Raw genomic sequence first — 19887 nt, 5'->3', positions numbered from 1 at the left:
AACGGAAGCTCGCTTTTTTCTAGTGCGCGAGCGATTCGCCGTCTGGCACTTCGGACGCTACGGTGTTGATGCTCGTCGCCTGTTTGATCAGCAGCGCCGCGCACGACACCGCCCCTGAGATCGCCACGACGGTGAAGATGCCAGGCAGGCTGACCTGCTGCTTCGACAGTTCAGCGACGAGAAACGAACCCGCAATCCCGCCGAATCGACCCACCCCCAGCATCCACGCGACACCCGTGCCGCGTCCCGCCGTTGGATAGAACGCTGCCGCGAGAGCGGGCATCGACACCTGCGCCGTATTCACCAGCACGCCCGCGACGAACACCGCGCACACCAGCAAGCCGATATTGCCGATCGCCTGGCCAATCGCGTACACACTGATCGCACCCAATGCATACGCCGCGGCGACGATGCGGTTCGGATTGAAGCGATCCATCAGCATCCCGCACAACACCGTGCCGGCGCCGCCCAGCGGGAACAGCGCGGAAACCATCGCGGCGCGCTGCGAACTCATTCCCGCCTCCCTGAGGAGGACGGGCATCCAGTTGACGAGTCCATAGAAGATGACGAGACCCATGAAGTAGCAAAGCCACAGCATCACCGAGCCGACGATGAACGAACGCGAAAGCACGATGCGTATGCCGCCGCTCCCATGCGCATGCTTCACGCTTTCCTGCATGATGAACGCCTGCGCGGAACCGGCGCGCACGCTGATCCGAACCAGTACCTTGCGAATCCGCTGGACGGGGTGCCCTTTGGCCACCATGTAACGGACCGACTCGGGCAACATGAACACGAGCATCGCCGTCAGCAGCAAGGGCACCGTTCCGCCGAACAGCAGGACGCTGCGCCAGCCGAACTGCGGAATCATCCATGCCGCGAGAAATCCGCCGAACGCGGCGCCCAATGGAAATCCACAGAACATCAGATTGACGATGGTCGCGCGTCGGGCGTCCGGGCAGAACTCGCTCATCAACGTGACGGCGTTAGGCATCGCTGCGCCCAGGCCGACGCCTGTAATAAAGCGCAGCGCAGTCAGTTCGGTCAAGTTCGTTGCGTACGCTGAACCGAAACACGAAACACCGAATAGCAGCACAGCCGATATCAATACGCGTCGCCGCCCCGTTCGGTCCGACAGCGGACCCGAGAGCAGCGCGCCGCAAGCAAGTCCAAAGAGTGCGGCACTCAGCACGGGCGCAAGCGCCGCTTTGCCGATATGCCATTCCGACAGTAACGACGGCGCGATGAAACCGATCGCCGCCGTATCGAAGCCGTCCATCAGCACGATCACGAAGCACATCGCAAATACGAGCCACTGAAAGCGGGAGAACGGGTGCTCATTGATGAGCGCCTGTACATCGACGGTCCTTGTCTCTTCCATTGCATCCTCATCGAAGGGAGTTGAATTGTCGGCGTGGCCGATGCAAGCCCGGTCCTTGCCCTGCCCGCCTGTGTCGAAAGCAAAATCGTTTGCGCTGTTCGCATGAACGCCGCTACGTGCAACAACGCAATTTCCAGCGAGCGCCAAGCTTAGGATCGCCAAATCGACCCAACAACCCGGGCGATTACGAAAGCGCGGCGTGCAATGAAGTGAGAAATATCGAAGCGTTCTCGCGATGCGATCGCATTGAATAGAAAACGCGCACATTTCCCGCCGATTCGGCGACGTTCGCGCGAGTCAGCGCACAAGCTGCCGTGCCCTGAATTGTTTGCATATCGATCTTGAACGGATCGAATCAGCCGCTGCGGACCTGGCGCGCGACATCGGCAAGTTGATGCCTCAGCCATTGCAAAGCGGGATCGATGTCGTTGCGCTCATGCCAGACGGCGCACACGACGACGTTGGGGCAATCGTAGGGCGTCGCGCACATCTTCAGCTCGCCATGGCGCGCCAGTTCGCGACCCAATGACGACGGCACCAATGCGAGCATGTCGCTATGACGAAGCAGTGCGGGAATTGCAAGCGAATGCGCGACGGACATGCGCATCCGCGGCGGCTCGACGGCGGTTGCAAAGGCGCGGTTGAACGCTTCGCGGTTGAACATTTCCGACTGCCGCGCCAGTCCTCGCTCGACGATAAAGCCGCCCACGGCACCCTCCTCCTCGCCGCCCTGTGAAATCGCAACGAGCGGATACGACAGCAGATCGTCGTGCGTGATCGGCCGGTCCGCGATCGGATGGTCGCGATGAAGCAGAACGACGTCCGTCTGCTCCCAGAGCTTCGTCGAGCGAAAGCGTGACGGGACATCGGCGAAAATGCCGACCGCGATATCGATCTTGCCGACGTCGATCTGTCCCGCGAGATCGAGCCGTGTCGACGGCCGCACGACCAGGTCCACCAGCGGCGCATCGGCGTGCAGGCGTTGACTGAGCCGTCCCAGTACGAGCGACGTGATGTAGTCGTTCGCGGCCACCACGAACTTGCGCCGCGCGACACTCGGGTCGAACGCATCCACGCCCAGCGCGGCCCTGATTTGCGCAAGCGCCCCGCGCACCTGCACCGCCATGCCGATTGCGCGCACGGTCGGCTCCATGCCCCTTCCCGTGCGCACGAACAGGTCATCGCCGAGCACGTCGCGCATCCGGGCCAGCGCATGGCTGATCGCGGACTGACTGAGGTTCAGACGCTTGCCCGCGAGCGCGAGATTGCGGTCTTCGAATATCGCGTCGAACACGCGCAACAGGTTGAGGTCGATGCGGTCTGCTGACATGATCTAACTCTCGTGATGAGCGGCTGCATGTAGCGCGGCGTAAAGGCGGCAGCTTGCGCCGAATGCTTCGAAGAGCGCGCGTGATAGCGCATCGCTTTCCATCATCGCTTCCGGATGCCACTGCACACCCAGCGCGAAGTCGTGGCCGTTCAGGCGATACGCCTCGATCAGCCCGTCAGGGGCGCGCGCCTCGACAGTCAGCGAAGGCGCGAGCGCCGCCACGCCCTGCCGATGCAGCGAATTCACGCGCACGCGTTGCCCTCCCGCGAGCGCGGACAATGCACCCATCGCAACGAGCTCGACGTCGTGCCGGTATCGATAGCGAATGTGCAGGTCTTCATCGAGGTCTTCGAGATGATCTGCCGAGTGCCCCGACGCATGGATGTCGGCGTGCAACGTGCCGCCAAAGGCCACGTTCATTTCCTGGAAGCCCCTGCATATCGCGAGAAAAGGCATGCCGCGCGCGGCTGCGCCACGCATCAGTTCGAGCGCAACGTGATCGCGGTCCGGATCGACGAGCATGTCGGCGTCGACAGGTCCGCCGTAGCGTCGCGCCTCCACGTTCGATGCGCCGCCCGGAAACAGCAAACCGCTCACGCCGTCCAGATACCCTTCGATCGAATCGATGTCTTGAGAGGCGGGAATCAGAACGGGGCTCACGCGCGAGCCTGCCATCAACGCGCGGACATAGCTGTGCTTCGCGCTATGCAGATCGTGCTCGCCGATGAAAAAGCGGTCGCACACGACGCCCACCAGCGGCCGGTTCCGATTGGCGTCGTGCATCATGCCGCTCCTTGCGCGACGCGTTGTTCGTCGCTTGCGAGCGTCTTCAGATCGAATTGCGGATCGCCGGCCTGCGCTGGCGAAATCGGTGCGCCGTTTGCGAGCAGCTTGCGAGCCAGCATGTGATCCTGCGGCCGGTTGATGCTATCGACTGCGATGAGCGCTTCGCCGCGAAAGTAAAACAACGAGAACCTGTTGTCTTCAACAGAGCCGCGCACGGCGAAGTCCGTGAAGCCTGCGTTCACGCCCGCCATTTGCAGCTTCAGATCGTATTGATCCGACCAGAACCACGGCAGAGCGCGATACGGCTCGGCGCGCCCGACGACGCAAGCGGCCGCCGTTCTGGCCATATCGTTTGCGTTCTGCACCGATTCGATGCGGCACGCCGGCGAACCGGCAGGGGCCCAGTGAGGCACGAACGACACGCAATCGCCTGCAGCCACGATCGCCGGGTCGCTGGTGCGCGCATACGCATCCACGACGATGCCGCCCGCGACCTTCAGTCCGCATTCCGCCGCGAGCTCCGTGTTAGGAATCACGCCGATGCCCACGACAACGAAATCGCAAAGCAGACGCGTTCCATCGTCGAGTTCGACGGACACTACATCGTAGGTGTCGTGCAGCTTCACCACCTTGCGTCCGAATACGAACGAGACGCCATGCGCGGTGTGCGCGCGCTGCATGAAGGCGGACATCCACGGCGACGCGACACGCGCGAGCAGACGCGGCTCCGTCTCGACAACAGTCACGTCCAGCCCTCTTTGACGCAACGACGCCGCCGCCTCGAGCCCGATGTAGCCGCCGCCGATCACGACGGCACGCCGCGCCGTACGCGCGAACCCGGCGAGCCGCCTTGCATCGCGCAGATCGCGAAGATAGTGAACGGCATCGTGCGACGCGCCCGGGCAATCGAGCTTGCGCACGCGCGCGCCCGTCGCCAGCGCGAGATGGTCGTACGCGATGCGCGTGCCGTCGCGGAGTTCGACTGCTTTTCTCTCGCGATCGATACGGGTCGCGCGCGTCGACGGCCTCCATTGAATGTGCTCTTCTTCGAAGAACGCCTGCGAACGCAGCGGCAGGCGCTCCTCCGCAAAGCTGCCCGTGAGAAAGCCCTTCGACAGCGGCGGACGTTGATACGGCGCGTCGGGCTCATCGCCGAGCAGCACGATATCGCCGTCGAATCCGAGTTCCCGCGCGGACGCCGCGAGTTGCACGCCCGCATACGACGCGCCGACGATCACCAGCGTACGTTTCATGATGTCAGCCCTGCTTCGGCGGAATCTGCACGACGAGACCGTGCATCGCGGGCATGACGACAAGCTGGCAACTCAGCCGGCTCTCCGGACGACGTTCGGCGGCCACGCCATCGAGCAATTCCAGCTCGGAGTCGTCGGCCGATGGAATCTCCGCAGTGGACGACGCATCGACATAGACATGGCACGTCGCGCACGACAGGCAGCCGCCGCACTCGGCGTCGATGCCACGGACGTTGTTGTGTATCGCGGCTTCCATCACGCTGGTGCCGGCGGGTACATCGATTTCTCTGCGGTCACCGTCGCGCAGAATGTAGGTGACGATAGGCATGACTTCTCTCCTTCGATGGAAACACCATCAGAACGTTTCGAAATACTCCCGGTGTTCCCACTCGGTGACTTCCAGGTTGAAGCGGTCGATCTCCGCTTCCTTGAGCTTGCAGAAGTAGTCGATAAACGCGCTGCCGAAGCCTTCGCGCAGACATTCGTCGGTGCGCAGCGCGGCGATTGCGTCGCCCAGCGTGCGAGGCAGCGCATCGGCTTGCGTTTCGTACGGCGTGTCGGCCGATGGAGGTAGCGCGAGCTTGCGCCGCAACCCGTCGAGTCCCGATAGCACCTGCGAGCCGAAGTACAGATACGGATTTGCCGTCGGTTCGCCGATGCGGTTCTCGATGCGCGTCGCGGGATCGTTCGCGCCACCCAGCACGCGCAGCATCACGCCGCGGTTGTCGCGTCCCCAGTTCGCGCGGTCCGGCGCGTTCGAGTACGGCCGATAGCGCCGGTAGCCGTTGATGGTCGGCGTCGACAGAGCAGTCGCGCCCTGCGCGTGAGCAAGCAGGCCTGCGAGATAGTGCTGGCCGCTTGCCGAAAGCGGCGCGGTGTCGTCGGCGGGCATGAACGCATTCTTTCCATCGGCCACGCGCACGAGCGATTGATGCAGATGCCATCCGCTCGACACCACATTCGGAATCCGCGGACGACACATGAAAGTCGCGTGATAGCCGTTGCGCTGACAGATCTGCTTGACGGCGCTGCGGAACAGAATCATGTCGTCGGCGCTTCGAACGCCCTTCGTCGGCGCGAACGTAAACTCGAACTGGCTCGGCCCATATTCGACTTCGAGCGACCGCACAGGCAACCCGAGCCCTTCGATGCCACGCCGCAGCATCTCCATCACTTCATCGACGGCGTCGTAGCGCAGCTCCGTCAGATACTGATAGCCGTGCGACAGCAGTTCGATGTCGGGCGGCACGCCCGGTTGTCCCGCGTGCTCGGGCTTCATGTTCGGACTAGCGACCTTGAAGACATGGAACTCGACTTCGAGTCCGGAGCAGAACTCGAAGCCATGATTGCCGAGTTGCTCCAGCGCGCGTCGAAACAGATGCCGCGTGCCGAACGGCACCGGCCTGCCATTGTTGAAATAGACATCGCACAGTACCCAGCCGGTATGCGGCGCCCACGGCAATACGCGGAAGGTTTCGGGGTCCGCGATCATCATGGTGTCGCAGGCCCCTTGCATTTCGGGCATGTCGAAGCCGCCGCCCATCGTGTACACAGGAAATACGGTGCGATGCGACGTATCTTTGGCAAGCAGCGTGGTAGTGAGCGTTACGCCGCACTTCAACGCCTTGATTGCTTCATCGACGACGAGCGTCTTGCCGCGCAGCAGTCCATGCTGATCGGGAAACGAAAAACGAACGACCTGAACGTCGCGCTTCTTGAGGCGTTCCAGCAGCTCGGCGTAGGCAGCGTGCTGGTCGTCCGTCCACAAGCCATGGGTTTCTACAAAGGACATGTCGATCCGCGCGGCGCTCTGACGCCCGCGCGCTCCATTCTGGTTTGCGGGATGCGGATTCAAGCCTTGGGCGCGGGCCAACGGGCAGCGTTGCGGCGCTTCAGGTCGGATTCCTTCCAGTACTCGTCCCAGCCTTGCGCCGGTCCGATGCCGTCGATCGACGCGGGTCCCGTCAGGTGCGCGGCCTCCTGTTCGTCGAGCATCATCAGCGTCTTCTCGCCCGCTTGCGTCTTCTCGATTGCGTCCACCAACAGACGGCGGTACGCGATGATCCCCTTATCTGTCGTGCCCAGATGCTCGCGCGTGCGGTCCTGGATCGGGCCTTGCGACTCGACCGCCCACTGGTCGTGCACGTTGATGTCGAAGCCCATTCCCGTGTAGGTCTGGGTCAACTGCTCGTTCAAATCGAAGCCGTAGTGGTTGCGCTTGTTCTTTCGTGATGTGTAGTCCGGCAGCTCGTACAGTTCCAGACGTTGCGCGCGCATCTGCTCCTTGTTGGTCGGCGCGCCGAAGCTCGTAAAAATCGCGTACCAGTAGCAGTTCTCGTCGTCAACGGGCACGTGCCACTGCGTGATCGTCATCTCGGAGCTCATCGGAATCACGAAGGCCTGCGGGAATACGACATTGGTCACACGCACGTGCGTCTGCGTGTCGTCGAGCGGGCGCTTCGCGATGAGGCGCAATCCGTAGTCTGCGGGACTCACGAGAATTTCCGGCGACTCGTATTCGCGCAGCACCTTCGTGATCGGCATATCCGAGTCCGCCGACGCGCCGCGAAACTGCTTGCCATAGCTTTCGCTCACGTCCTCGTCCTCAAAGAAGCGATGCAGAAACGACGCGTGCGCGGGATCGATACCGACTTCGAGCGCCTGCAGCCAGTTGCATTCGAACAGGCCCTTGAACGCGAACGTGTATTCGCCCGGTGCGGCGAAGCAGTCGAAATTCGGGAAGGCGGGCGGCTCGCCGTTGCCGATATAGGCGAACAGGATGCCGCTGCGCTCCACCACTGGGTATGCGCTCTGACGGACCTTCTTGCACAGCGTGCTGCCGACGGGCTCACCGGGCGTCGACAGGCAGGCTCCGTTGACATCGAAGAGCCAGCCGTGGAATGCGCAGCGCAGACCGCCCGCTTCGAGCCGTCCTGCCGCGAGGTCGGCGCCACGGTGCGGGCAGTCGCGATCCAGCATGCCGTAGCGGCCCTGTTCGTCCTTGAACACGACGAAGTCTTGCCCCATCAGCCGCACGGCTTTTACGGGACGCGTGGCGGGCAATTCCTCGACCAGCGCAACGGGCTGCCAGTAATTGCGCAGCAACCGGCCGGCTGGCGTGCCCTGGCCGACGCGCGTGATCGTCTCGTTTTGCTGGGAACTCATCATGGCTTGTCTCCGGTTGTGTTGAATGCATCAACCGGTGCTATGTATGCAAACCGGCTGCTGATGAGCACGAAGAATAGGCTCACGAATTCAAATATTCAACCTATGTATGCAATCAGAAGCGTCTGCGACTTGCCGAAAGGCTCACAAAACCACAAAATATGACAATCTATGTGATTGATTTATATATATATTTTTTCATTTACCAGGATTTTCCCTAGACCGAGAGATTTTGGAGAAACTGACCACTTGCTGCGTGTATTGCATACAATGAAAAACATACGAGCGAAATTTTGCAAAAGCCAACGCATGACACCAGCTCGCTTGATCTACAATCAGCGACACATAGGGCGTCCCGCATCGGCCCGGCCGCCACTGGAGAAAAGAAATGGAATCCCAGCAAGAACGCGTGTTGGTGTACTTGCGCGACCTGATACTGAAGGGCGAATTTGCGCCAGGCGAACGCCTGGGCGAGGTGGCGCTCGCCGAGCGGCTCAAGGCATCGCGCACGCCGGTTCGGCTGGCACTCACGACGCTCGAACAAGAAGGGCTCGTCGAGCCGTCTCCGGCAGGCGGCTACGTTATGCGGCGCATCACGTCCGCGGAAATCTCCGATGCGATCGCAGTGCGCGGACACCTCGAAGGGATGGCTGCGCGTCTGGTTGCAGAACATGGCGTGCCGCGACAACTGTCCAACGCGCTGAGCGAATGCCTGCGCGCAGGCGACCGGCTGCTCGCAAAATCAGAACTCGATCTCGACGACTACGCCGCGTATACGGACATGAACAACCGTTTCCACAAGCTGATCGTCGAGGGCTCTGGCAACGCGGCGCTGATTCGCGCCATCGAAATGAACAATCGCCTGCCGTTCGCCGCTGCCAGCGCGATGCTGCCGATGCAGTCCGCCATCGAAGAAGGGCGTCAATGGCTCTTCATGGCCCATCAGCAGCATCACAGCCTCGTGCAGGCGATGGAGCACGGCGAAGGCACGCGCGCGCAGGCACTTGCAACCGAACACGTACAGATCGCGCAAAGGAATCTGACTTACGCGCTCGAGCGTCCCGAGGTGTATATGAAGCTCGCCCCGGCATTGCAGCTTGTCGCCGAGGCTGTTCTGTAAGCGGCGCGACCGTCCATCGCCGGGTGCAGCCGTTGCGCGTCGTGTCGTTTTGCCTGACGACCAATTTCCGTTGCGACGGTAGTCAGGCCTGGACGTTCAGCAGACTTTCGACCTTTCACGACACCCCACTCGTGCTCACGCTCGCCGCCTGATGCAACGCAAGCGGCGCCGCGATGAACGCTGCAAGCAGCAGGCCAATCTCTTCATGCGCCTGCGTGTACCAGCCTGCGACGTGCGTCATGTTCATCGTGCCGACGCATCGGCCGTTGTACGCCACCGGTATGTTGAGGATCGATCCGAGCCCCATGCCCGTCATCACCATGTGATCGTCGAATGCGACGCGGATGCCATCGGGCGTCGTCGCGCGAAAGGGCTTCAGGTCACGCAGCGTGTGCTCGCCCCACACGCTGCCGTGTTTCTTCTTGCGGCCGCTCAGCGGATACACGTCGAGCATGTTGGAGTGCAGCCGCTCGACCTCGAATCGCTCGGCATCGAAGCACATGATCGTGAAAAGCCTGAAGCCAATCGCATTCTGCGCAACCTGCTCGACCGCCTCGAAGATGGCCTTCGGCTGGTCGGTCTGACGGATTGCGTGCGCAAGGAGCGAAACATCGGCGATCGAGAGCGCGTGGTGCTGCGTGGAGTCATGCTGCATGATGCGGTTCATCCCTGTGCATTCGCGTGATCAAAACTGTTTGGCGGCCGCGCCGGCACGTCCGCGGGAAGCCGCCTGCTGTTCCGATTCCGCAACGCACGCCCCATCGCGCGATGGAAGCGGCGAAGGCGCGGCGCGCGCGCCGAGTTCTTGCGTTTCGATCTCTTCGAGCGAGCGACCGCGCGTTTCGATGCCGAACACCAGCACCACACATGCGCCCGCGACAAGCACCGCCGTCGTCATGCCGAAGACGCCGAGAAAACCCGCTGCGGGATACACGAAGCCGACGAGAATCGGCGCGCTCACCGAACCGATGCGGCCGAACGAAGACGAACTGCCCGTCCCCGTCGTGCGCACCGCCGTCGGGAATATCTCCGGCGTGTACGCATAGACGCCCGCGAACGCACCGTTCATGAAGAACGACAGGCAGATGCCCGCGATCATGATCTGCGTCGCCGTGTGCGAGAAGGCGAGCGCAATCGCAGCAACGCCGCCGAGCAGCATATAGCTCGCGACCACGCGCTTGCGGCCGATCTTTTCGTTGAGCCACGCAGCCGTGAAATACCCCGGAATCTGCGCGCCGTAGATCGCAATCGAGTAGCCGAAGCTCTTTGTGATCGTCAGCCCTTCCTTCACGAGCAGGCTCGGAATCCACGAAAAGAACGAGTAGTACGCGAACGCGACCGAGAACCACATCAGCCAGCTCACCGCCGTCGTTCTCGCGAGCTTGCGCGACCAGATTGCTGCAACGTTGCCCAATGCCCCGCGCGGCTTCGCTGGAACAGCCAGCGGAGTTTCGCTGAGCGACGCCTCGGGCAGCGCGATGCCTTGCTTCGCAAACCACGCCTCGACCGTCTCGACGATGGAAAGCGCCTCGCGAACACGCCCCTGCGCTTCGAGCCAGCGCGGCGATTCCGGAAGCGTCTTGCGCCACCACAGCAGCATGACCACCGGCAGCGAGGTGATGACGGCCATATAGCGCCATCCATCGGGGAATTTGCCGATCACCGTATAGCCAAGGATCGACGAAGTCACATAGCCGAACGACATGAACCCGACGAGCGCGCCGCAGAACATGCCGCGATAGCGCCGCGGAATGAACTCGGCGAGGAACGGCGCGATGACGACGGCTTCGGCGCCCGAGCCGAAGCCGGCCAGGATGCGAAGCGCAAAGAACGCGTGCCAGTCGTTGACCATGCCGCTTGCGAACGACGCTACGCAATAGATCGAAAGCGCGGACATCATGATGCGGCGCCGGCCGATGATGTCCGCGAGCACCCCTGACAGGAACGCGCCGAAGAAGTACCCCATATACGTGCTGCTCGCGACGAGCCCGATTTGCACGCTCGACAGGTGCCACAGCTTGCTCACCACGGGCAGCAGAAACGCCAGCGACGACGAATCGAGTCCGTCGAACATGTAGCCGAGTCCGCCGATCACGAGCAGCTTGCGGTGAAAGCCCGAGAGGGGCAGCCGCTCGAGGCGGGCAGCGATGGATGACATGAAAGTGCTCCAGAAGATCTGCTACGACATGTGACGTTTAACGGCCGATCGCATACGCCTGCATCTGACGCGGCGTCGCGGCGCCACGCATCAGGCCGTCTCGAATGCCGACGGCGCAGACGCGGCCAAGCGCCCACGGCTCCGCGACCGTCAGATCGTGCCCACGGCGGCGCAATTCGGCGAGCGTCGCTTCGGGGATGCGCGCTTCGGCGGACATCTTTCCGAGCTGCATCGCGCGCGGATAGAAGGAGCCCGGAAAGTGCGCGGTCTGGAAGGTCGGCGAATCGACGGCGGCCTGCAGGTTCATGCCGGCGTGCACGTGCTTGAGGAAAAGCTGGAGCGACCACTGGTCCTGCTGGTCGCCGCCGGGCGAACCGAACGCGGCATACGGCTTGCCGTCGCGCGTGACGAGCGTCGGCGACAGTGTCGTGCGCGGCCGGCGGCCAGGACCGAGCGACGACGGCAGTCCCGGTTCGAGCCAGAACATCTGTGTGCGCGTCGTGATGTTGAAACCAAGGCCCGGCACGGCGGGCGATGCCTGTAGCCAGCCGCCCGACGGCGTCGCGGACACCATGTTGCCCCAGCGATCCACGACGTCCAGATGCACCGTGTCGCCACGCAATTCCGGCAAGGGCGCGAAGGTCGGCTCGCCCTGCCCGAATCCGCCCGGCTGCTCGCGTCCCGCATTGGCGACGATGATCGCGGCGCGCGCGGCGCTGTCGCCGATCGCCCCCGGACGGAACTCGAGTGACGCGCGCTTGCCGTCGACGAGCTTGCGGCGCTCGTCGTTATAGGCATCGCTCAGCAGAGTCGGCAGCGGCACGTCGGAGAAGTTCGGATCGCCGTAGAACACTTCGCGGTCAGCGAACGCGAGCTTCGCGCATTCGATCACGGTATGGATGAAGTCCGGACCCGTCGGGTCCATCGATGCGAGATCGAAGCCCTTCAGCAACGCAAGCTGCTGCAGGAAGACGGGACCCTGGCCCCACGGCCCCGTCTTGTGCACCGTCAGCCCTTCGTACTCGAACGACGTCGGGTCCTCGTATGAAGGCTGCCAGCGCGCGAGATCGTCGCCCGTCAGAAGACCGCGATTCCGCTTGCCCGACGTATCGAGCACGGGCGTGCCGCGGAAATACTGATCGACCGCATCCGCGACGAAGCCCCGATAGAACGCATGGCGAGCGGCTTCGCACTGCTCGGCACGATCCTGTTTCGACGACGCGAGTTTCAGAATGCGCTCGTACGTCGCCGCGATGGCCGGGTTCGCGAACAGCGCATTGGGGCGCGGCGCTTCGCCGTCCTTCAGCCACTCGGCGGCAGACGTCTTCCATTCCGACTTGAAGAACTCCTGTATCGCGAGAATGGATGCGGACATGCGCGGAATCACCGGATAGCCGTTCCTTGCGTAGCCAATCGCGTAGCTCAGCACGTCGGCGAGCGGCAGTTGCCCGTAGTCGCGCAACAACGCCATCCAGCCGCCGAACGCGCCAGGTACGACAGCCGGCAGCAAGCCCGTGCCCGGCACGACATCGAGGCCCATCTGCTTCATGCGTTCGATCGACATCGCGGCCGGCGTGACGCCCTGACCGCACAACACGCGCACCCGGTCTTCCCGCGACGAATAGAACACGACAGGCAGCTCGCCGCCCGGACCGTTCAGGTGCGGCTCGACGATCTGCAGCACGAAGCCGGCGGCAGCCGCGGCATCGAACGCATTGCCTCCTTTCTCGAGAACCGCCATCGCCGACGCACTGGCAAGCCAATGCGTACTCGCCACCATGCCGAAAGTGCCGATCAGTTCCGGGCGCGTCGTGAATCCCATATCGAACTCCTCCATTCGAACCAATACATACTTGGTTCGCCAAAAATTGGCTCGCTGTTTTTTCTTCCAGGTACAGCGCCTGTGCTGTCGTCGCTTAATGTTTACGTACAAAAATACGGTGTCAAGCTCGGATTCGCCTGGCATTGCAAATCCGGCGCGCGCCTCTTATACTTCGAACCAACAAATATTGGTTCAGACGCCAAAGGGGAATAGTCGATGAGCGTGGAAGCATTAAATGCCTTCATCAGCAAGCACGGGCTGCGCGATGGCGATGCGTTGCCGCCAGAACGGCAACTGGCGGAAATGCTCGGCTTGTCGCGACGCGAACTGCGCGCCGCGCTGTCGACGCTTGAAGCGTCGGGGCGCGTATGGCGCGGGGTCGGACGCGGCACGTATCTGGGCAGCCGCCCGATCAGGTTCACGCCCACGGTCGCGGGACTCGGCGCGCGCACGAGTCCCGCCGATATCGCCGAGATGCGGCTCGCCATCGAACCGGCCTTTGCCGCGCTGGCCGCGATCAAAGCCTCACCCGAGGACCTCGCTGAACTCGAGAACTGCGCGCGCAAGAACGCCACTGCGCGCGACGACGAGGAGTGGCAGAAGTGGGATCACCGTTTCCATCTGCTGATCGCGCAAGCGACGCGTAACCCCGCCATCATCGCGCTGATGGAAGCGATCAACGGCGTGCGCGCACGGCCGACGTTGCGCGAAAAAACAGTCGACGACCGCAATCGGCAACGCTTCGCGGCAGAGCACAAGGCGATCGTCGATTGCATGCTGGAACGCGATGCGGATGCCGCCTATGCGCGCATGCGCGATCATCTCGCCAACGTCGCGGCGAGATTGCACACGCGGTATGCGTCGACGGAAGTCGATGAATAGCGGGCCTGCATCGCTCCTTGAAATTTCGCTTCACGATGGCCGTGGTAGAGTCGAGCAACTTTCTTCATCGCGTCGCCTTATGCCGCCACGCATTGAACCCGCACCCGTCGCTTCGGCGGACAGTCAGCCGGGCATGAAAAGCGCCGTCGAAGCGCATGGCACGAAGATGCCGATACCGGCGATCGTTCCAGGGCAAACAGCTCTGGTGGTCATGCACTATCAGACTGACATCCTGGCGTTGTTTCCATCCGTCGCGCCCACTCTGCTCGCCAATACGCGCAAGCTGTGTGACGCTGCGCGGGCCAAAGGCATCAGCGTCTATTTCGCCAAGATCCACTTTAGTCCGGGCTATCCTGAAGTCAGTCCGTTGAACAGGAACGGCCAGGGAATCAAGCAACTTGGTCTTTTCATCGACGACCGGATCGCGCCCGAACTCGGCCAGCAGGCCACTGAACCGCTCATCATCGCGCATCGTGCCAGCGTGTTCTTCGGTACCGACCTGCAGGCGCGGCTTTGCGCGCAAGGTATCGATACACTGCTCATGGTGGGCATTGCGTCGACGGGTGTCGTGCTGTCGTCGGTTGCGTACGCGAGCGACGCGGACTTCCGCTTGTTCACGGTCAAGGATTGCTGTTACGACCCGGATCAGGTCGTGCACGATCATCTTTTTTCGACGGCGTTCGATTCGCGCACAACGGTGCTCTCGCTCGCCGATGCCTTGTTGCTGCTCGCGTAGCGTTTGCTGCCATTTTGCCCGGCTACCCATTTGGGTGGTGTGCGCCCCCTCTTCTTCTGTCATTGTGAACCCGTCGTCACAACGCTATCCGCATGGATAGCCGGGCAATCGATGACGCGAGGCACAAGCAGGTCGCATCGCAACTGGCAGGAGACTTGAAATGGAAACCACATCCTCAAGCGGAAATCCTTTGATGGATTTCTCGGACACTCTGGCAGACATTGTCGGGCGAGTCGGGCGAAGTGTCGTGGCAGTACACGGCCGGCATCGCATGCCGTCAAGTGGCGTAATCTGGCGACATGGCGTCGTCGTGACGGCTGCGCATACGATCAGGCGTGAGGACGGGATCGAAGTCACGTTGTCCGACGGCCGTACGGTCGGCGCAGTCCTCGCGGGCCTGGATTCGGGCACCGACCTCGGCGTGCTGAAACTGGACGGCGTGGAGCTGGACCCAATCGATTCCGGCGATGCCCGCTCGCTGAAGCCGGGTCATCTTGCGCTCGCCGTCGCTCGTGCGGACGAGCTCGGCGTCAGCGCTGATTTTGGCGTGATCGGCAGCACAGGTGGCCCCTGGCGCACCTGGAGAGGTGGACAGCTCGATGCGTTCGTGCGACTGGACGGCGGTCTGCGCGCAGGTTTCTCCGGTGCGGCTCTAGCGGATATGCGCGGGCAGGTCATGGGCATCTGCACGTCGGCGCTGATGCGCGGCGCCGGCATGGTGATTCCCGGGATGACCGTGGAGCGCGTCACCGATGAACTGCTGGCTAAAGGTCGCGTCTCACGCGGCTATCTTGGCGTCGGCACGCAGCAGGTCAACCTGCTGGACGCGTGGGTCGACAAAATGAGCCTGCCGTTCAGCAGCGGATTGCTGATCAATTCGCTAGCGCCGGGCGGTCCCGCGGAACAGGCGGGCGTGCTGATCGGCGATGTGCTGATCGAACTGGACGGCAAGCCCTGCCGAGACATGGGCGACGTGCATGCCGCGCTGGGCTCCGCGAGCATTGGACAGCCGTTGCAAATCGCGCTGATCCGAGGTGGCGAACGCCACGCCTGTTCGGTCACAGTGGGCGAACGCCCTCAACGGAATTCGTGCAGATGAGGTCCGGGAAGCGGCGAAATGTCGGATGGACAGAGGGTACACATGGCGCCCGTGCGGGTCGCGGTGATTGCTGCATCGTCGCAGGTGCGCGCAAGCCTGCAAACGCTTGTCGAGGCGAGCCCGGCACTTGAGTTCACGGGTAGCGCAGCGGACGCCGAAACGCTCGTCGATTGCCTTGCCGGTTCGGTGCCGGATGTGGTCGTGACCGACATCGAGCCCGAGGTGAGCGACGCGCTCAAGACGTTATTCGAACCGGGACACGCGCCACCGGCGCTGGTCCTGTTGAGCGACGACCCGGACAGCGAATCGATCCTCGATGCGCTGCCCACCGATGCGGTTGCTATCCTCTCGCACAACGCGATGCCAGCCGAAATCGTCGTGTCCATCGAAGCCGTCGCCGCGGGTCTTTGCGTGCTGTCGCCCGACATTCTCGCAAAGCTGCTGGCCGGACGAAAACCGCGGCACACGACGGCATCCGGCGAATCGTTCGAAGCCTTGACGTTACGCGAGATCGAAGTGCTGGCGATGCTCGCCGACGGACTCGGCAACAAGGAGATCGCGCGGCAACTCGACATCTCGGACAACACGGTGAAATTCCACCTCTCCTCCATCTTCGGCAAACTCGGCGCGACCAACCGCACCGAAGCGGTGATGCTCGGAATGCGGCACGGATTCATCATGGTGTAGACAGAAGAGACAATCCCGCCACCCGCATCGACATTGTCGGCTTTCGGTCGTGAAAAAAGCCTCGATCGCGCGTCCACTAGCCGCAGCCATTGCAAAAGCCGTCACTTCATTGAGTACCTGTAGAAGCCATGGTTCTCAAGAGTTTGCCCCACTCGAAATCGATCTGGTCGGGGAACATGGGCACCACGCCCGCACCAGGCGTGAACGTCAATTCACCAAAGTAAATCGCATCATCGAAGGCATATAGGTCGACCCGCACATAGTCAAAACCTTCGGATAACGTCTCTGCGGCTTGAAGCACCATGGCCAGGTTATCGGGAGGCGGTTCCGGCGTGACACTGCGCGCATACCCGCCGACCGATACGTCGAGATGATTCCAGTTCACGTCATAGATGTTGCCACGCGGGTCTTGCCCAAAGCGATCGCTGATGTGCAGGATGAACATCTCGGGTCGTCCCGTTTTTCCGCCGAAACAGTGCACCTTGTAGTCGGCAGGAATCTTTCCTCTTTTGTCGAGCAAAAGCGTCTCGAAGAACAATCGCGGCTCGATGTCCCTGTAGTGACGCTCACGAGCGTTTTTATAGAAATTCGTCGACAGCCATCGAGCAGCGAGATGTTGAAGTCCCTCAAAACTGGCTTTCGATTTGTCGTGCACGACTTCTACGAACGAGCTTCCGTGATTCGCTTTCATCACAAAGGAATCCGGAAGTGAATCGAAAACGGATGGCGTAAACCCCGCGGGTTTCGAAATCAAGGGAACAAGAAACTGTTCACCAAGCACTCTGCCTACGTACTCGCGCACACCAAGCTTGTCCGTCAGAAGAGCGTATCGAGGATCAGGTTTCAGGCTTCTTCTCAGGATCTGTTCGTTGAATGTACGCGGCCGGATCAGATTTGGAAATCGCCCTACTTCTTTTCGATGTAGAAGTGAAAGGAAAAGCAAGTCTGGCAGCAGAGCTTTTGCTTGCTCTTTTACCCGTGATTTGAAAGGTCGTCGCACAGTACACCTGAAGTCTGCGCATGGGCATGTGAGCGTCTCCATGAAATGAGCCGCTCTCCCGTGCGCGTTGCGGGCATAGATATGTTTCTCCAAGCCGGTGAGTCTTGGTGTCCAGAATACACATCGAACTTGATGCCGGTTCGACCGAGGTTCCACGCTTGAGACAACCAGCACTGCATCGAGCTTAGCAGCTATCGCGGCGCTGCAACAATTTCGTCCCTAATTCGAGTGTTATTGGCCGGAAACGTTGAACACTACCGGCCGGAAACGCGCAAGCTTTCGACACAGTTCGCGGTGAGAACTCACTGGAGTGTGAATACGGGCACACACAAGGAATGTTTCAGCGCTTGTGCTTCTTTGCCTCCTGCATAGGACTGATCTGACCATATCGTTCCGCTTCGAAACCAAAGAACCAGGCGAATGGAAAGAAAACGGTGAAACATGACGACGGCTGAAAGTCATGTTTCCGGATGCCATCGCCAGCCACGGCCGCGAACTATGCGTCGAACTTTGCTTACGTATCCACTTGCCACTTCCGACGTGCAGCGGGAACCGATCCGTCGCGCTAGCTTGCCTGCCCTGGAGTCTGGGCTTGTCTCGCCTTCTGCCCGCGGATCGTCGCCGCAGCGCACGCTGCGCCGAGCAAAGCGCATGCTGCCGACGTCAGCGCGACAGCCCGTAGTCCCGCATCGATCGCTTCCGCCTGCGCCTCGATGATCGGTGAAGGCACCGCGTGCGCGCCCGTCAGCGTCGATGTATCGGGTTCGAGCAGTTGCCCCGCGCGATGCAGGTCGTGCGGAATGTTCAGTCGTTCGAGGCGCACCGCGAGCGCCGCGCCATGCGACCACATGAACACGATGCCGAGCACCGCGATTGCCAGCAGGCTCGCGATGCGCGCAACAGCATTGTTGATGCCCGACGCGACGCCCGCGCGCGCGGCGGGAACGGCCGTCATCACGGTCGTCGTCAGCGGGGCGACGGTGATCGTCATGCCGAGACCGAGCACGGCGAGCCCGGGAAAAAAGCTCGTCCAATAGGTTTCGCGATCGGTCTCGAACAGCGCAGGCAGCGCGAGCAGAGTGAAGCCGACAGCCGCGATCAACGGGCCGACAGTCAGTAACGCACGTGGCCCGAGGCGCGTCGCGAGCCCGCCTGTGAAGCGCGACAGACCGCCCATCACGACGGGCAGGGGCAACAGCGCCGCGCCGGCTTCCGTCGCCGAGTAGCCGTGCGCGCGAATCAGCGTGAACGGAAGAAAGAACAGCGCGCCGCCGAGACCGAAATACAGCAGCAACGTGACGAGGTTCGCGCCGCTGAAATCTCGCGAATGAAACACGTCGAGCGGCATCATCGGGTCTTGGCTGCGCGCTTCGATCGCGATGAAAACGGCGCAGACGAGGATTCCGGCAGCGATCGCGCCGATCACCACTTCATCGTTGAAACCATGTGACGAAGCGCGCGTGAGTCCATACGTGAGCGCGCCGAGCCCGGCGGCCGCCGTGATCGCGCCTGCCCAGTCAAGACGGCGCGCGGAGCCTTCGTTGCGGCTGTCCGGCACCGACGACAGCGCGAGCGCGATCGTCGCGGCCGCGAGCGGCACGTTCAGATAGAAGATCGCGCGCCACGAGAACGCATCGACGAGCCAGCCGCCCGCAACAGGACCCACGGCCGACGTGATCGCGCCAACGCCGGCCCATGTGCCTATCGCGCGACCACGCTCGCGCTCGTCGAAGACCGCGCCGATGATCGCGAGACTGCTCGGCACAAGCAGCGCCGCACCGACGCCCTGCACCGCGCGCGCCGCGATCAGCGCGCCGGAGCTCGGTGCGAAGCCGCATGCCGCCGATGCCACTGTGAACAACCCGATGCCCGCCATGAATACCGTGCGCCGCCCAAGCTTGTCGCCCATCGCTCCACCCACCAGCACCAATGAGCCGAGCAGCAACAGGTATGCATTGACGACCCATTGCATCGCCGCGACGCTCGCGCCGAGTTCGCTCTGGATGGAGGACAGCGCGACGTTGACGACCGAGCCGTCGATGAAGGCCATGCTGGTGCCGAGAATCGTCGCCGCGAGAGCAAGCCGCTTGCGGCGGCACGGGCGGTCGCCAGCGGGTTGCGCAAGGATGGCGAGATCGTCGCAAGGGGCGGCCTGAGCGGCCAACGCATGCGGCTCGTCGCGCGTTTTGTCGAGAGGCGGGGCGGCGTGATCGGCCATCGGACTTGTCCACTCGGTGCAGTGCTATCAACTATGTAATGGACAAGTAAAGCGGTCGTCCGTTCAGTGAACTGAACGGCTTCGGGTGCCCCGCTCCCCGCGTTTACTCCGATAAAGGCGCAAATGCGCTTCCGAACCAGGCTTTTCGTCTTACTCGCCGACGATACAGATTGCCAACGCAATGTTTTACCTGCATTCGTTGGCAGTTGGATTTATATGAAACGCACGCGCGTTCCGGGCCGCGCACGTG

Annotated in this window: 17 protein-coding genes; 5 read left to right on the top strand and 12 right to left on the bottom strand. The window is 62.2% G+C overall.

The window, feature by feature from the left end:
- Window positions 1–19: 19 nt before the first annotated feature.
- From BN2476_RS21105 to BN2476_RS21075, 7 genes are all read right to left on the bottom strand, one after another.
- Window positions 20–1381 carry an MFS transporter gene (locus BN2476_RS21105; protein ID WP_087736108.1) on the bottom strand — a complete coding sequence of 454 codons (1362 nt, stop codon included), beginning with the start codon at window positions 1379–1381 and terminating at the stop codon, window positions 20–22.
- Between the two features lie 355 nt (window positions 1382–1736).
- Complete coding sequence (locus tag BN2476_RS21100) at window positions 1737–2711, bottom strand: LysR family transcriptional regulator (RefSeq protein ID WP_087736107.1); 975 nt, start codon at window positions 2709–2711, stop codon at window positions 1737–1739.
- Window positions 2712–2714: 3 nt separating this feature from the next.
- Window positions 2715–3494 carry a gamma-glutamyl-gamma-aminobutyrate hydrolase family protein gene (locus tag BN2476_RS21095; RefSeq protein ID WP_087736159.1) on the bottom strand — a complete coding sequence of 260 codons (780 nt, stop codon included), beginning with the start codon at window positions 3492–3494 and terminating at the stop codon, window positions 2715–2717.
- The gene (locus BN2476_RS21090; protein WP_173819645.1) at window positions 3494–4750 is read right to left on the bottom strand and encodes an NAD(P)/FAD-dependent oxidoreductase; all 1257 of its coding nucleotides are present in this window, start codon (window positions 4748–4750) and stop codon (window positions 3494–3496) included. Before BN2476_RS21090 ends, BN2476_RS21095 begins: the two co-directional genes overlap by 1 nt.
- Before the next feature lie 4 nt (window positions 4751–4754).
- Entirely contained in the window at window positions 4755–5078 is a 324-nt protein-coding gene (locus tag BN2476_RS21085; RefSeq protein ID WP_087736106.1) for a 2Fe-2S iron-sulfur cluster-binding protein, read from the bottom strand.
- Window positions 5079–5105: 27 nt separating this feature from the next.
- Window positions 5106–6542, bottom strand: a complete 1437-nt coding sequence (locus BN2476_RS21080) for a glutamine synthetase family protein (protein ID WP_087736157.1) — start codon at window positions 6540–6542, stop codon at window positions 5106–5108.
- 59 nt (window positions 6543–6601) lie between these two features.
- On the bottom strand, window positions 6602–7918 hold the full coding sequence (locus BN2476_RS21075; protein ID WP_087736105.1) for a Rieske 2Fe-2S domain-containing protein: 1317 nt from the start codon (window positions 7916–7918) through the stop codon (window positions 6602–6604).
- A 385-nt stretch (window positions 7919–8303) separates the two neighbouring features.
- Here BN2476_RS21075 and BN2476_RS21070 point away from each other — a divergent pair, with 385 nt between their 5' ends.
- Window positions 8304–9035, top strand: coding sequence for a GntR family transcriptional regulator (locus BN2476_RS21070; RefSeq protein WP_087736104.1), 732 nt, complete (start codon window positions 8304–8306; stop codon window positions 9033–9035).
- 115 nt (window positions 9036–9150) lie between these two features.
- Here the strand turns inward: BN2476_RS21070 and BN2476_RS21065 are convergent, their stop codons facing one another.
- The 3 genes from BN2476_RS21065 to BN2476_RS21055 are packed head-to-tail and all read right to left on the bottom strand — an operon-like array spanning window position 9151 to window position 13015.
- A complete protein-coding gene (locus BN2476_RS21065; RefSeq protein ID WP_235850914.1) occupies window positions 9151–9690 on the bottom strand; it encodes a GAF domain-containing protein in 540 nt (179 codons plus the stop codon).
- A 30-nt stretch (window positions 9691–9720) separates the two neighbouring features.
- A complete protein-coding gene (locus BN2476_RS21060; RefSeq protein ID WP_087736102.1) occupies window positions 9721–11193 on the bottom strand; it encodes an MFS transporter in 1473 nt (490 codons plus the stop codon).
- Between the two features lie 37 nt (window positions 11194–11230).
- The gene (locus BN2476_RS21055) at window positions 11231–13015 is read right to left on the bottom strand and encodes a gamma-glutamyltransferase family protein (protein ID WP_087736156.1); all 1785 of its coding nucleotides are present in this window, start codon (window positions 13013–13015) and stop codon (window positions 11231–11233) included.
- A gap of 216 nt (window positions 13016–13231) precedes the next feature.
- On the opposite strand from BN2476_RS21055, the gene BN2476_RS21050 reads away from it, so the two are divergent.
- The 4 genes from BN2476_RS21050 to BN2476_RS21035 all read left to right on the top strand — a co-directional run bounded on the left by BN2476_RS21050 (window position 13232) and on the right by BN2476_RS21035 (window position 16419).
- Window positions 13232–13897 (top strand): FadR/GntR family transcriptional regulator, encoded by a 666-nt coding sequence (locus BN2476_RS21050; protein ID WP_087736101.1) that lies wholly within the window; start codon window positions 13232–13234, stop codon window positions 13895–13897.
- A 133-nt stretch (window positions 13898–14030) separates the two neighbouring features.
- Window positions 14031–14633 (top strand): cysteine hydrolase family protein, encoded by a 603-nt coding sequence (locus BN2476_RS21045; RefSeq protein ID WP_087736155.1) that lies wholly within the window; start codon window positions 14031–14033, stop codon window positions 14631–14633.
- A 193-nt stretch (window positions 14634–14826) separates the two neighbouring features.
- Window positions 14827–15732: a S1C family serine protease gene (locus tag BN2476_RS21040; protein ID WP_087736100.1), complete on the top strand. Its 906-nt coding sequence runs from the start codon at window positions 14827–14829 to the stop codon at window positions 15730–15732.
- Between the two features lie 18 nt (window positions 15733–15750).
- Window positions 15751–16419, top strand: a complete 669-nt coding sequence (locus tag BN2476_RS21035) for a response regulator transcription factor (protein ID WP_087736099.1) — start codon at window positions 15751–15753, stop codon at window positions 16417–16419.
- A gap of 106 nt (window positions 16420–16525) precedes the next feature.
- Here BN2476_RS21035 and BN2476_RS21030 read toward each other — a convergent pair whose 3' ends face one another.
- Complete coding sequence (locus BN2476_RS21030) at window positions 16526–17461, bottom strand: ATP-grasp fold amidoligase family protein (protein WP_087736154.1); 936 nt, start codon at window positions 17459–17461, stop codon at window positions 16526–16528.
- Window positions 17462–17984: 523 nt separating this feature from the next.
- On the bottom strand, window positions 17985–19637 hold the full coding sequence (locus BN2476_RS21025) for an MFS transporter (protein ID WP_087736098.1): 1653 nt from the start codon (window positions 19635–19637) through the stop codon (window positions 17985–17987).
- Between the last annotated feature and the right edge of the window lie 250 nt (window positions 19638–19887).

It is taken from the genome of Paraburkholderia piptadeniae (assembly GCF_900007165.1).
Taxonomy (GTDB): Bacteria; Pseudomonadota; Gammaproteobacteria; order Burkholderiales; family Burkholderiaceae; genus Paraburkholderia; species Paraburkholderia piptadeniae.
Note: the sequence above shows the minus strand (reverse complement) of the source record. Positions and strands in the feature narration are given on the sequence as shown.